Source organism: Microcoleus sp. BROC3, from assembly GCF_036702515.1.
Classification (GTDB): Bacteria; Cyanobacteriota; Cyanobacteriia; order Cyanobacteriales; family Microcoleaceae; genus Microcoleus.
In genome coordinates this window covers 1-14,097 of sequence record NZ_JAUBTQ010000010.1, presented here as the reverse complement: position 1 = coordinate 14,097, position 14,097 = coordinate 1, and the positions used below count along the sequence as shown (strand labels likewise).

Below are 14,097 nucleotides of genomic sequence, written 5' to 3'. Positions count from 1 at the left end.
TTAATTCAAGACTAGCAAAACCTCTATATGTAGGGTGCGCCGCACCGCGCACCTTACCCCTATAAGTAGCGCGTAAAACCCCTTTGAGAATAAGTCCTATAAATTTTATAGCGTCGGGCAAGAGGTATAATATTTACTACCTAGTGCAAATATTCAAAAACATAAAATATAAAATCCGTAATCGCAAATCTAAAATCTAAAATCGAATGAGTTACTGCCTAAACCCCAACTGTTCCAAGCCACAAAACCCTCCCGCCGCCAAAATTTGTAGGGATTGCCGTTCAAAACTGCTGCTGCGCGATCGCTACCGGGCTATAAAGGCGATCGGACAAGGCGGTTTTGGTAGAACATTCCTCGCCGTTGACGAAGACAAACCCTCAAAACCTCGCTGCGTCATCAAACAATTTTTACCCCCAGAAATCCAACTCATCCCATCAGCAAGCAATCGCAACAGCAAAAAAGCAGCCGAACTTTTTGAACAAGAAGCAATGCGATTAGACGAATTGGGCAAACACCATCAAATTCCCGAACTATTAGCCTATTCCATCCAAGAGGGCCGACAATATGTAGTCCAAGAATTTATCGACGGGCAAAATTTAGCACAAATTGTAGAAACAGAAGGCACATTTACAGAAAATCAAATTCAAGACTTACTCAATAGCTTATTACCCGTCCTTCACTTCATCCATTCCCACAACGTTATTCACCGAGACATCAAACCCGGAAACATTATCCGCCGCGCCGACAAACAATTAGTTTTAGTAGACTTTGGCGCTGCCAAAATTGCCACAGGTACGGCTTTACTCAAAACAGGAACCAGCATCGGCAGCCCCGAATACATCGCCCCCGAACAAGCCAGAGGCAAAGCATTTTTTACCAGCGATTTGTACAGTTTAGGGGTAACTTCTTTGTATTTGCTAACTCAAGTTTCCCCTTTTGACCTGTTTGACCCTGGTGAAGATGCCTGGATATGGCGGCAGTATTTGGCTAACAACCCGGTGAGTGAACAACTCGGGAAAATTTTAGATAAAATGATTGCAAATGCTACCAACCGCCGCTATCAAACGGCTGTTGAAGTATTAAAAGAAATTAATCCCCAAGTTGCGATCGACCTAGCAATTCCCCAAACAATTTCCAAGTTAGTCAAACCCGCCCCAACACCCACCCCGTCCCAACAGCAAACTTATAACTGGCAATGTATTCACACTCTAACAGGTCACAAAAACTTAATTTACTCTGTCGCTTTCAGCCCCAACGGAGAAGTCGTAGCCAGCGGCAGCGATGACAAAACAATCAAGCTGTGGGGAGTTGAAGACGGGCAAGAAATTGTCACCCTCACAGGACACGCTAACTCGGTTTATACAGTAGCTTTCAGCCCGGACGGACAGATGCTAGCCAGCAGCAGCCACGACAAAACTGTCAAACTTTGGCGGATGAAAGATGGACAAGAAATCCGCACCCTGATCGGTCACAGTAACTCAGTTTACGGCGCAGCTTTCAGTCCCGATGGCGAAATTATTGCTAGCAGCAGTTGGGACAGAACAATCAAGATTTGGCGAGTCAAAGACGGGCAAGAAATTCGCACGCTTGCGGGTCACATCAATTTAGTTTATTTTGTTGCTTTTAGCCCGGATGGAGAAACACTTGCTAGCTGCAGTTGGGACAGAACAGTCAAAATTTGGCGAGTTAAAGATGGGAAGCTAATTCGCACAATTACAGGTCATACAGACTCCGTTCGCTGCATAGCTTTTAGTCCAAAGGGAGAGTTTATGGCGAGCGGCAGCCATGACAATACTATTAAAATTTGGTGGGTCAAAGATTGGCAAGAAGTTTTAACTATCACAGGACATTCTTGGTATGTTGATTCTATTGCTTTTAGTCCCGATGGCGAGATTCTGGCTAGTAGCAGCAATCAAACAATCAAGATTTGGCGAGTGAAAGACGGTCAAGAAATCTGTAATATTGCAGGTCATACTAACTCGGTTTATTCGGTTAATTTTAGCCCGGAAGGAGAGTTTTTAGCGAGCGGCAGCAGTGACAAAACTATTAAGATTTGGCAGAATATGATGTTTGTTTAATGGCCCACAATTAAAGTTGTAAGTTATGATAAAGATTGTAACCAAAAGATTTCTGCTGCGTGACTTTGTAGATTCCGATCGATCGCCATTCTTGGACTATCAAGCCGATCCGCGCAACCAGACATTTTACGAACCCGATCGGTCTAGTCCCGACCATGCCGCACGTTTATTTGAGATGTTTCAGGCATGGGCTGGCGATCGCCCTCGACTAAATTACCAACTGGCGATCGTACAACGACAGGAACCTTACGCGCTTGTCGGTTGCTGTGGACTGCGGGGAAAATTGTCTGAAACTGGCGAGATGGAATTTGGTCTAGAACTGGCACCAGCCTATTGGGGGCGATATGCCTACGCGATCGAGGTGGGGCGTGCGCTGCTCGACTTTGGGTTCACGGAACTCGATCTGAAGGCGATCTCCGGGTCTACTGTGAGTGCAAATACCCGGATCGCTCGGTTGGCCCAGTGGATAGGAGCAGAGGTGGTTGCTACCCGCCCAGGGTCATCATGGATGTCCGATCGCGGTTGGAGCGAGGTCGATTGGCGGATTGCACGGGCGCAATGGGAGCATCGTACTCTGCGGCACGGCCGATAATATATGTTTTTTTTGTGAACGCTTTATGAATGAGACAGCAGCCAATCAAATCCGTCAGCAGGTGGAAGCTGTGTACCGGTCCGAATCGCGTCGCGTTTTAGCCACACTGATCCGCTTGCTCGGTGACTTCGATCGCGCCCAAGAGGCGATGCACGAAGCCTTCGCTGCGGCTGTAGCGCAATGGCCCCGCGACGGCATTCCCGCTAACCCGCGATCGTGGCTTGTTTCAGTGGGTCGCTTTAAAGGGATCGACACCATCCGCCGTCGCGCCCGCTTTGATACGCACTTGGCAGAACTCGCTCAACAACTCGATCCGAGTGACACCACAATCGAGGATGACGAGGACGTTGAGGACGATCGCCTGCGCTTGATTTTCACTTGCTGTCATCCGGCCCTGTCGCCAGAAGCTCAGGTGGCGTTGACGCTGCGGGAAGTCTGCGGACTCAGTACCGAGGAAATTGCCAGCGCCTTCCTGATGGCTCCCCCCACATTGGCGCAGCGGATCGTGCGGGCCAAGGCGAAGATCCGCGACGCACGCATTCCTTATCAAGTGCCGTCGATAACCGATTTGCCCGATCGATTGGATACCGTGCTTCAAACGATCTACCTGGTGTTTAACGAAGGGTACGCGGCCTCATCTGGCAGATCGCTGACGCGGGCCGATCTCGCTGACGAAGCGATCCGTTTGGGACGGCTGGTAATGGAACTGTTGCCAGACTCCGAGGTGATTGGACTCCTGGCGCTGATGCTGCTGCAAGAATCGCGGCGCACCGCACGCACTTCCTCCACAGGCGACCTCATCCTTCTAGAAGACCAAGATCGATCGCTCTGGAATCAAGCACAAATTTCTGAAGGCAGGTTACTGGTTCAGCAATCGCTATCATCAGGACGGTTTGGTTCGTACACGCTTCAGGCTGCGATCTCAGCGGTGCATTCAGAGGCCCAGAGTGCTGCTGCAACGGACTGGGCGCAGATTGTGGGCTTATACGACCTGCTCGTGCAATTAGAGCCGTCCCCCGTTGTTGCCTTAAATCGGGCGGTGGCAGTGGCAATGCGTGATGGCCCCTTAGCGGGACTGCAATCGATCGACCAAATATTAGCGCATGGGGATTTGGCAGACTACCATCTGGCACACTCCGCACGAGCCGATTTGTGTCGGCGGCTGGGCAGAACGGCTGATGCCAGAGAATCCTACCAAAAGGCGCTGGCGATCGTGAAACAGGAACCAGAGCGTCGTTTTCTCGAAAAACGCCTTCGCGAGTTAGGCTGAAAAAATTTTTTGCTCCCCTGTCGATTTGCAGTTTCGCCGAACGACTACTAAATGAAGGCGACTATCTCAGATCGAATTTTGGAGTAACGATGAAATACATATTGCTGATTTACAGCGACGAAAATGCCTGGACTGAAAGCGAGCTGCAACAATGCTACGCAAAGTCTTTGCAGCTAACCCAAGAACTGCAAGCGAACGGTCAATATTTGGGTGCTTCGCCGCTACACTCGATCGCCACAGCAACCAGTATTCGAGTGCGTGACGGCAAAAAACTTGTCACCGATGGACCGTTTGCGGAGACGCGCGAACAACTCGGCGGCTACTTTCTGATCGAGGCCAAGGATCTTGACGAAGCGATCGCGATCGCAGCACGCATACCAAGCGCCAGTAGAGGTACGGTTGAAATTCGCCCGATCGTGGAACTGTCGGGCTTGCCATCAGACCAGTAATTGCCGTCAATACCGCTCAACGCAGACTTCCACATCCGCACTGACAAACTTTTTCAGAAAAAATGTTCAACTTGTCGATCGCGCGCACCTCTATTCGACTAGATGGTAGAGCAAGGGTTAGCAGTTTTCAATCTGCGCCCCGAAAACCAATCGACATTAATAAGGAGATACCACCATGACTGTGACAACCGAAACCACCAAAACACAAGATGAAGCCCAGATTCGACAAATCATCGCAGATACGGCCAGTGCCATCTGCGCCAAAGACCTCGATCGCATCATGGCGCACTACGCCCAAGATGTGATTGTTTTCGATGCAATACCGCCGTTCCAAACCAAAGGTGCAGATGAATTTCGACGGACGTGGGAGGCGTGCCTGCCTTGCTTCCCCGACTCCTTCGGGATTGAGATGCGAGACCTCAGCCTCACCGTGAGCGGTGATTTGGCAATCGCGCACTGGTTTTTTCACTTCACAGGGATGGCACCAGAGCACCCAGCGGGGCAGATGTGGATGCGAATCACCTCTGCGTGCCAGCGGAAACAGGGCAGATGGCAGATTGTGCACGAGCATTGCTCTGTCCCCTTCGATCCAGAAACGTCTAAAGCCGTTTTCTCGATCGCACCTTAACCCAGCTCAACAACCACAAACAAAAGGAGATTTCACGATGAAAGTCATGGTTCTAGTCAAAGCTACCGAAGACTCAGAGGCAGGCGTCATGCCCAGCGAACAGCTTCTGACGGAAATGGGGCAGTACAACGAAGCATTGGTCAAGGCGGGAATTATGCTCGCTGGCGAAGGGCTGCATCCCAGCTCAAAAGGAGCGCGGGTGATGTTTTCAGGCACAAATCGCAGCGTGATTGACGGGCCGTTCACAGAGACAAAAGAGCTGATTGCCGGATTCTGGATTTGGCAAGTGCAGTCGATGGAGGAAGCGATTGCCTGGGTCAAACGCTGCCCCAACCCGATGCCAGGAGAATCCGCGATCGAAATTCGCCCGATCTTTAGTGCAGAGGACTTCGGCGAATCCTTGACGCCCGAACTCAGGGAACAGGAAGAACGAATTCGGGCGGGGGCAGAACAACTCCAGCGTTCTTGAGGGCATACATACTGCCTAAATTTTCGTCCGGCAGCCACATCATTTCCCCTGAATGGATTGCTCGATCGACTAACCAAAGGAGTACATGATGCAATTGAATACTTATCTCTTTTTTGACGGTGAATGCAAAGCTGCATTTAAATTCTACGAACAGTGTTTAGGTGGCAAAATCGACGAGATGATGACCTATGGGGATGCACCCCTGTCTGAGGAAATTCCCTCCGAACAGCGCGATCGAATCATACACGCCAACTTAACTGTTGGTGGAATGGTATTGATGGGTTCTGACACTCTACCCGATGACTTTAAAAAACCACAGGGATTCGCTGTGCATCTTGAATTTGACGAGCTGGTCGAAGCGGAGCGGATCTTTCAAAAATTGGCAGAAAACGGAACGGTAAATATGCCATTCCAAGAGACCTTCTGGTCTACCGGTTTTGGACTGCTTGTCGATCGATTTGGCACACCGTGGATGATTAATGTCCAGCCAGCTACCTAACCCTTTCAAATTTGCTCACAGGCCTTACCCTTCAATTCAAACATTAGCGAAAAATCGTTAATGTTTCACCTTGCGATCGAAGTTAAAAAGGAGAAAACATGGCCACTAAAATTTTCGTGAATTTACCCGTCAAAAATCTCGATCGGTCTGTCGAATTTTTTACTAAACTTGGATTCAGTTTTAACACCCAATTTACTGACGAAACTGCCACTTGTATGGTTGTGAGCGAAGACATCTTCGTCATGCTCTTGACAGAAGCCAAGTTCAAGGAATTTACACCCAACGCAATTTGCGATGCCACCAAGAGTACAGAAGTGCTGGTGTGCTTGTCTTCCGAGAGCCGAGAAGAAGTGGATAAAATGATTAGCAAGGCAGTTGCTGCTGGCGGAACGACCTACAATGAACCGCAAGACTACGGATTTATGTATAGTCATGGCTTTCAGGATTTAGATGGCCACATTTGGGAAACTGTGTTCATGGAACCCAGCGCAGTCAATCAAGGTTAGGCATTTTCTATCTGCTTCCTGAAAACAATACAAAGCTCTTCTCAATTGATCCAAGTTAGTGATTGCATTGAGAAGAGCTATCGAATATCCAAAAATCCAAAAAGGGTGCATCTCAGTTTGGCAAATCCCTGAAAAAATGGCTAAAATAAAAAATCTAGTAAAACTGTAAAAAAAGGATGAGATAAAGAAAATGACACTCTCAGATAAACAGCAGCTCAAAGCATACTTAAAAGGGGCAGCATAAATTCTTTACAGAAATACAGATTCAGCCGCTCTCTCAACTTTTGAAAGTATCGAGAAATCTCTACGTCAAAAAATGTTAAAACAAGTGGGTACAGAACTAGGTAGCTTTTCTTTCAACAGTATCAGGAATTCAAACAGGAAGAAGCAGAAAAGTAAAATCCGTAATCGGCTTCCTCAACAGCGGTTCTCGTAAAACAATTGAGTTGATGAACCCTTACTACACTTTTAATAAACTCATTTTTTTCAATCCATCTGCTTCACCATCTCCAAGGCTAGTCCTAACACCTCTGCAATTTGCTCATCCTTCAATCCCAACTGTCGTAATTTACCAACCATTTCAATTTTAACTTGATTTGTGCTGGCCTGGTAGTCAGGAGTCGCAGGCTGACTTTTATCTAGGGTAGGAGTGGGTAATTCTGAGCAACTATTGATATATTTAATTGTGTTGCTATCCCAAAAATTAGTAGTGTTGCGGTCGCCAACATTTAGATTCAGATTTAATTGCCGTTCTAGAACAGATTCCAGATTACCTTTATCAACTGATTCGCCAAAAACATCAGATAACATTTGCAAAAGCTCGTAACCTACATCCTTAGCATGACCAGCCGTACAACCGTAAGTATCTGCAATATCAGAATACTTTTGTCGCTTAAGTATTCCCTCGATAATTTTACGCTCCAAGTCATTGAGGCGTTTGTCTGTCTTCGCGCAGACTACTTCATCTACAAATTGCAAAATATGGGCAGTGTCCATCAGTAGGGGTTTTAGAGAACTAGAGTTAGTATAACCGACTTTTTCCGTCTTTTTCCGTCTTTTTCCGTCTTTTTCCGCCTTGCACCCCTCTTTTAGAAATACCCGTCTTTTTCCGTCTTTTTTCCCTTTTCAGTTTTGGGCGATCGGTCTATGATGCTCAAAAGCATAAAATTAGCTTCGTAAGAAAAACATTAATTGTCTGTAGTGATTGTCTTTTTGAGATAGTCGCGGATTTAGACAGGATTTTTATTTTAAAGCAAACTAAGATGAAAAAACTAAGTTTATGGGCGGAAAAACTCACCCTAATTTTTGGGGGAATTATGGCGGGTGTTTTTCTGGGAGAATTAGCTCTTCATCAGGCGGGAATTCAAGGTATAAAAAAGCCCAGCGATCTTGTTTCTTTTGATAGTTACAGATTAGACGACCCCGCTGGTTGGTCATTGAAACCGGGCGCGTATTTCGAGTGGCAGGGTGAAGGCGATCGCTCCTTCATTCGCGCCAATAAAGATGGTTTACGCGATCGCGAACATACCAAGGAGAAACCACCAAAAACTTTTCGGATCGCAGTGTTGGGAGATTCCTTTGCCGAATCTTTACAAGTGCCGATGGAAAATACTTTTTGGTGGAAAATGAGAAAGCAACTCAATAAACAATGTACTGCTTTAGGCGATCGCAAAGTTGAGGTAATTAATTTTGGGGTTCAGGGCTATGGGACGGATCAAGAACTAATTACTCTGCGCCATAAAGTCTGGCAATATTCTCCAGATTTAGTGATATTAGCTTTTCTTCCTGGAAACGATATTATTAATAATTCAAAAAAACTTGAATTTTCTAAACGTAAGCCATTTTTTGTCTATAAAAAGGGGGAATTAGTTCCAGATATGTCAGGGCTGAAACTGTCACCAAGAGAACATAACTATTTGGAGTTTTCATCTGTTGATTATCTTCCGACTTGGTTGGTCAATAATTCACGCATTTTGCGGGTAGTCAGACAAGTTGATTTAAATAATAAGAAACGTCTAGTCGATGCCGTAGACAAAAAACGAGCCGCTAATAACTTTAAAGAACCTATCGATCCAGTATGGAAAGAGGCTTGGCAAGTGACAGAAGGATTAATTACACTAATGAGTCAGGAAGTCAAGGCAAAAAAGGCAGATTTTATGGTTTTGATTGTCAGTACGGGAGTTCAAGTCAATCCCGAGCCTATACTTCGTCAAAAGTATATGAAAAAATTTGGCATTAAGGACTTGTATTATCCTAATTGGAGAATCAAAGCCTTTGGCGATCGCCTCAATATTACAACATTGGATACAGTCCCGCGATTGCAAGAGTATGCAGAAAAAAATAAAACTTGCGTACATGGCTTTCCCAATGCTATGCAGTGTGACGGTCATTGGAATAGTCAAGGCCATGAGCAAGTTGGTAAACTTATTGCACAAGACTTATGCGATAAGTTCAAACTTGTTGGGCCCGTCGATCGCGATCGCAAAGCCTACAATCGTTGACAGGGCGATTGATGAGGAGTGTGGATGCGATCGCCCCTGACTTTTTTGATGGATAGGCGATCGATAAAGGGTGTGGATGCGATCGCCTATAGCTGATAATAGTAAATGGCTGTATACTACAACAAAAACAGTTCATTTTTGCTAAAAAAGATGGGGTTTAATATAACAGTCGATCGCGACGCGGATGGGCATAAATCGTAACGCTATCTGTTTTTAAACAGAAGTACGATCGCCCTTTTTAAACCTCTTCAACAACTCCGGCGTCACCAACCCTTGCGGAAAAAATATCGTCCCCAAAACAATCAGCAACCCAAAAATAATTAACCGCCCATCCCGCAGGAATTGCGCCAACCAAATCGGTAATCCCTGAATAGTCGCCATTCCCCTCAAAACTTCCGGCAAAGCAGTAAACACCATCCCACCCAAAACTGCCCCCAAGAAACTTCTGCTACCACCAATTAACACAGAAGTCAAGTAAATAATACTAGCATCAAAAGTACCTTGACGGGCGTTCCAAGTATTGAGGAAATGAGCGCTAACAGCACCCACAACCCCAGCTAAAACAGCACCTAACGTGAAAGCCAGAACCTTATAAAAAGTTGGGTTAATCCCGATCGCATCAGCCGCCAACTCATCAGCGCGGATTGCAGCAAAAGCGCGCCCCACCCGAATCCGTTCCAGCCGATACACAATCGCCATACTTACCAATAGTAAAGGTACTACAATCCACAAATACTCGATCGGCGTCGCAAACGGTTGTGGAATCCCAAAAATGCCCACAGCCCCGCCCGTGATATCTAAATTTAGCGATAAAACCCGCAAAATTTCCACAAAAGCAATAGTTGCGATCGCCAAATAAATCCCGCTTAACCGCAGCGCCGGAATTCCCACTAAAATCCCCAGCAACCCCGAAACAGCCCCTGCAATTATCATCTCTAATAACAACAACGGCAGTGGAAATAAACCCCCTGTCTGTTGAAAAACCGTCGTAGATAAAATCGCCGCAATATACCCACCCAAAGCATAAAAACCAGGGCTAGCCAGAGACAACTGTCCAGTCATTAAAGGCAAATACAGCGACATTCCCAACATTGCACCCAGCAACATCGAGACAATCAGAAACCCATAAGTAGTCAAAAATGTAGCCATTTGATTTTAGCTATTTTAGATTAGAAGTTATTAAGGAAAATCGGGTTAGCTTGGTTTCCAATTTGGATTGATTAAGCTAGTCTGAATATGGTCTTCCCACCGACCATTTATCAACAAATAGTCTCTAGAGTAACCTTCTACCACAAATCCCAATTTTTTAAGTAGATTACCGCTACGCTGATTGTGAGGTATATAATTTGCTATTATGCGATGTAAATTTAACTCTCCAAAAACATATTGAATTGCAACTCTCACAGCTTCCGTCATGTAACCTTTACCTTGTTGCGCTTCTGCCAGATTATATCCCAAAAAGCAAAACTGACCGGCACCTCGTACAAAATTATCAAAATTAACGTTACCGACAATATACTCAGGATTAGCCTTCTCAAAAATCCACATCTTTAAAGATTTGTCAGACTTAAAGCCTTGGAAATCTTTCTCTACTTGTTTTTCCCAATAACTTTCCGTTAAAAAATCCTCCGCCCAATATCGATGCCAGGGAGCAAAAAACTTTTGATTGTCACTGTAAAATTTAATGATTTCGCAGATATCGTCTTGATTTGCTAATCGCAAAAAAAGACGCTCGCTGACCATTAATGGAACTTCCGAATTCATCAAACTGCCTCAGAGGTATGAATAAGTTTTCTAGGTACGTCTATAAAACTCCACAAGAGTTTATACGGGCTGGTTTAGGTACAGTCTTTGCTGGAAACCAGTTTTCCCTTCTTAAAACCGCCCTGCCTTATTAGATGTCTTGCAAATAATACTATACCTTTTGAATCAAACGCCGTCCAAACAAACCCTGGGGTCTAACCAAGAGCATAATAAACAATATGGCAAAAGCAACCGCATCCTTATAAGCCGAAAAATCTCCCGGTACAAAAGCCTCCACCAAACCAATTATAAAACCTCCCAAAACTGCCCCAGGAATACTCCCCAACCCACCAAGCACAATCACCGCCAAACCCTTCAAACCAAAAGCAATACCAAAATACGGCCCAGCAATACTCACACTTGAACCCACCAAACTACCCGCCAAACCAGCCAGAAAACTGCTCACAAAAAACGTCAAAACAATATATCTGTCAGTATCAATACCCAACAGACTAGAAGTAGTAGCATCTTCAGCCACCGCCTGCATTGCTTTGCCAAATTTAGTGAAATTTATTAAGTAAGTTAGAAGACTAACAATCGCAATAGCTACGCCAAAAATCACTATTTGAACAGTGCGAATAGGAATCTGTTTATCCGCCGTACCAAAGTTAATAGCTACCGGCAAATTGCCGTAAGTATTAGTAGGAAAAGTGTAAATTTCTGCACCGACAAGATACTGGATGATATTGGCGATCGCCACCGCCGCCCCCAAACTCGAAACCACCGTCAGCAGTGGATCGGAGTTTCTGCGGCGCAAAGGCAAAAAAGCAACTCTTTCAACAATTACTCCCACCAAACCAGCCAGCGTACTGCCCAAAATTAGTGCCACAGCAAAAGGAAACTGCACGGGAATTCTCGCATTAGCCAACAACCCGTTAAAACCGAAAGCACCGCCCATCAGTGCATAAGTGAAATAAGCACCCAAAGTAAACACTGCACCGTGAGCAAAATTAATAATTCCGAGAATAGAAAACACTAGGGTGTATCCCAGGGCAAAAATAGCATACACGCTGCCGATCGACAAACCATTCAAAAATTGTTGCAGAAACAGAGTTAAATCCATCACCAGTTAAGAATCGAGCCTCACACCGAAATTATTCAACAACAAAAAACATACAATTTTTACTCTGACTTCTGACTTCCCCCCTTGGGGGGCCGGGGGGTGACTTCAGAATCACACTCAATAACTCATCCGTGTATCCGTGTCAAAATCATTGTCGTGCCTGACTTCATTTCAAAAACTCAAATTTACCGTTATTTCCATCAGCATCCATTTTTATCTGTGCCACATAAAACTCTTTCTGATTGATTTCACCTTCCGGCGTAAAAGAAATTTCCCCCAGAGGCGTATCGTACTTTCCACTCAACAACTGCTGATTCAAATTTGTACGCAATTCTGCCAAAGGCTTTTGGCTAACCTTCGACTTAGCATTAATTTCTTTTAATGACTCAACAAAAACTTGTACGCCAGTAAAAGCTTGAGCGCTAAACTGAGGCGGTTCCTTCTTAAATTGAGCGCGATAAGCATCACGAAAAGCCTTATTAATCTCATTCTGATACTCTGGGCTGTATGCTTGGGCAATTAAAACCCCCTCGCAAAGAGCCTTGCAAACCGAAAATACATTGGAAGTATTCAGACCGTTGCCCCCAATGATAACGCCTTTGTAGCCCAACTCCCGCAACTGCTTAATTAAATTGCCTCCATCTGCCGCCAACCCAGAAATAATTATCAAATCGGGCTTGACATTTATCCCATTAGTGGCTTGAGATTGGAAATCTGTATCAGTAGTCAAGAATTTTTGGACTGTTGCCAATTCCAGTCCCATATCTTTAACCGTTGTCTGAAAAGTTTCAGTCTCAGATTTGCTAAAAGCATCATTCTGAGCAAAAAACACGGCTACTTTCTTAATATTGGGATTTTGCTTCAGGGCCGCCTTAACCGCATTAGGTGCTACCACGGCGACAGGGGCGGAGACTCTGGCCACATAATCGCCAATCTGGGGAATGCCTTTAGCGGTGTTGGATGGTCCGAGTACGGGAATTTTTGCGCGATCGGCGATCGGATCGGCACTAAAAGCTTGTTGTGACAGGGTTGGCCCCACAATACCCACGACCTTATCCTGATTGATCAGAGTATTAAAAGCATTGATCGTCCCTTGTTCGTCTCCACCGGTATCTTGGAATACCAGTTTAATCCGCGTCCCATCCACACCGCCCTTATCGTTGAAATATTTCTCAGCTATTTTTGCCCCAGCCACCTGTTCCTGACCCAGTAAAGCCACATTGCTAGTTTGGGCCACCCCAATACCTATAGATATAGTGTTGGAACTACCCCCACTAGGCGAACCCTCTGGCAAAGCACCGGGAGAGGGCGAAGTCGCCGGAGATGCTGTAGTAGAGGTTTGGGGAGTGTTCGTCTGACTGCAAGCGATCAGCAGTGAAGCGCAGGTAACGAACAAGGCGCTAGGGCGAGCAGTAGGGTTTTTCATGAGCGGGCGATCGAACATCTATATATAGAACATCTACACGTAGAGATATTCTACCCATGCGCGGTAGATACTCCCCCCAAAAGCCCCATCTTGCAAAAAAAAAGACCCCTTCCCGAAAAGAGGAGTCAGCCAGCGGAAGCAGTAGCGGAAATAAACAGCTCAAACCCTGACGGTGTATGGCTTCAAAAAATAATCAAAAATACTTTCACAAAACGCTTGACAACATCTTGCGGAATCAGTATATTAATAAAGCGCCAGAAGGGAAGCGGTTCACTGAACCACAACCGGAAGGTAAAAAACTGAACCTAGAAAAAAGAATAGTTTGAAAGCTTAAAGCACTATTAACCTCGTCAAAAAAATCAAGGTAGAGAGTGAGAGCGAGAGCTAATACTCAATATCACAAACAACGAGAAAAAAGTCAAGGGGAAAAAACCAGCCTTCATGCTGAGTGGAAAGAACTTGACTAAAGCCAAAAAAACAATCCAACACGGAGAGTTTGATCCTGGCTCAGGATGAACGCTGGCGGTCTGCTTAACACATGCAAGTCGAACGGAGTAGAAATACTTAGTGGCGGACGGGTGAGTAACGCGTGAGAATCTGCCTTCAGGACGGAGACAACAGTTGGAAACGACTGCTAAGCCCCGATGAACCGAAAGGGAAAATATTTATAGCCTGAAGATGAGCTCGCGTCCGATTAGCTAGTTGGCGGAGTAAAAGCCCACCAAGGCGACGATCGGTAGCTGGTCTGAGAGGACGATCAGCCACACTGGGACTGAGACACGGCCCAGACTCCTACGGGAGGCAGCAGTGGGG

14 protein-coding genes, 1 rRNA gene and 1 pseudogene are annotated in these 14,097 nt (G+C 45.7%); 11 read left to right on the top strand and 5 right to left on the bottom strand.

The annotated features are described in order from the left end of the window. Positions 1–206 precede the first annotated feature (206 nt). The 9 genes and pseudogenes from QUB30_RS08440 to QUB30_RS08400 all read left to right on the top strand — a co-directional run. Entirely contained in the window at positions 207–2,078 is a 1,872-nt protein-coding gene (locus QUB30_RS08440; protein WP_333331830.1) for a serine/threonine-protein kinase, read from the top strand. 25 nt (positions 2,079–2,103) lie between these two features. Then, on the top strand, positions 2,104–2,670 hold the full coding sequence (locus QUB30_RS08435) for a GNAT family N-acetyltransferase (RefSeq protein WP_333184104.1): 567 nt from the start codon (positions 2,104–2,106) through the stop codon (positions 2,668–2,670). Between the two features lie 25 nt (positions 2,671–2,695). After that, a complete protein-coding gene (locus QUB30_RS08430; RefSeq protein WP_333331826.1) occupies positions 2,696–3,940 on the top strand; it encodes an RNA polymerase sigma factor in 1,245 nt (414 codons plus the stop codon). Between the two features lie 89 nt (positions 3,941–4,029). Next, complete coding sequence (locus tag QUB30_RS08425; protein WP_333331823.1) at positions 4,030–4,389, top strand: YciI family protein; 360 nt, start codon at positions 4,030–4,032, stop codon at positions 4,387–4,389. A gap of 175 nt (positions 4,390–4,564) precedes the next feature. Beyond that, positions 4,565–5,017, top strand: coding sequence for a nuclear transport factor 2 family protein (locus QUB30_RS08420; RefSeq protein ID WP_333331820.1), 453 nt, complete (start codon positions 4,565–4,567; stop codon positions 5,015–5,017). 37 nt (positions 5,018–5,054) lie between these two features. Continuing rightward, entirely contained in the window at positions 5,055–5,486 is a 432-nt protein-coding gene (locus QUB30_RS08415; protein ID WP_333331817.1) for a YciI family protein, read from the top strand. An 85-nt stretch (positions 5,487–5,571) separates the two neighbouring features. Then, positions 5,572–5,985 (top strand): VOC family protein, encoded by a 414-nt coding sequence (locus tag QUB30_RS08410; RefSeq protein ID WP_333331814.1) that lies wholly within the window; start codon positions 5,572–5,574, stop codon positions 5,983–5,985. A 98-nt stretch (positions 5,986–6,083) separates the two neighbouring features. Further along, a complete protein-coding gene (locus QUB30_RS08405; RefSeq protein ID WP_333331811.1) occupies positions 6,084–6,491 on the top strand; it encodes a VOC family protein in 408 nt (135 codons plus the stop codon). Between the two features lie 244 nt (positions 6,492–6,735). Further along, positions 6,736–6,910, top strand: a pseudogene (locus QUB30_RS08400) (ISKra4-like element ISMiva1 family transposase); the annotation flags it as partial. Between the two features lie 67 nt (positions 6,911–6,977). Here the strand turns inward: QUB30_RS08400 and QUB30_RS08395 are convergent. Continuing rightward, positions 6,978–7,487 (bottom strand): hypothetical protein, encoded by a 510-nt coding sequence (locus tag QUB30_RS08395; protein ID WP_333331807.1) that lies wholly within the window; start codon positions 7,485–7,487, stop codon positions 6,978–6,980. 266 nt (positions 7,488–7,753) lie between these two features. On the opposite strand from QUB30_RS08395, the gene QUB30_RS08390 reads away from it, so the two are divergent. After that, complete coding sequence (locus QUB30_RS08390) at positions 7,754–8,992, top strand: SGNH/GDSL hydrolase family protein (protein WP_333331804.1); 1,239 nt, start codon at positions 7,754–7,756, stop codon at positions 8,990–8,992. A 213-nt stretch (positions 8,993–9,205) separates the two neighbouring features. Here the strand turns inward: QUB30_RS08390 and QUB30_RS08385 are convergent, their stop codons facing one another. The 4 genes from QUB30_RS08385 to QUB30_RS08370 form a co-directional block, all read right to left on the bottom strand. Further along, the gene (locus QUB30_RS08385; RefSeq protein WP_333331800.1) at positions 9,206–10,141 is read right to left on the bottom strand and encodes a branched-chain amino acid ABC transporter permease; all 936 of its coding nucleotides are present in this window, start codon (positions 10,139–10,141) and stop codon (positions 9,206–9,208) included. A gap of 45 nt (positions 10,142–10,186) precedes the next feature. Further along, complete coding sequence (locus tag QUB30_RS08380; protein ID WP_333331798.1) at positions 10,187–10,756, bottom strand: GNAT family N-acetyltransferase; 570 nt, start codon at positions 10,754–10,756, stop codon at positions 10,187–10,189. 151 nt (positions 10,757–10,907) lie between these two features. Continuing rightward, positions 10,908–11,858, bottom strand: a complete 951-nt coding sequence (locus QUB30_RS08375) for a branched-chain amino acid ABC transporter permease (protein WP_333332198.1) — start codon at positions 11,856–11,858, stop codon at positions 10,908–10,910. 166 nt (positions 11,859–12,024) lie between these two features. After that, positions 12,025–13,284, bottom strand: coding sequence for an ABC transporter substrate-binding protein (locus tag QUB30_RS08370; RefSeq protein WP_333331795.1), 1,260 nt, complete (start codon positions 13,282–13,284; stop codon positions 12,025–12,027). Positions 13,285–13,768: 484 nt separating this feature from the next. Here QUB30_RS08370 and QUB30_RS08365 point away from each other — a divergent pair. After that, positions 13,769–14,097 (top strand): 16S ribosomal RNA (locus QUB30_RS08365); the annotation flags it as partial.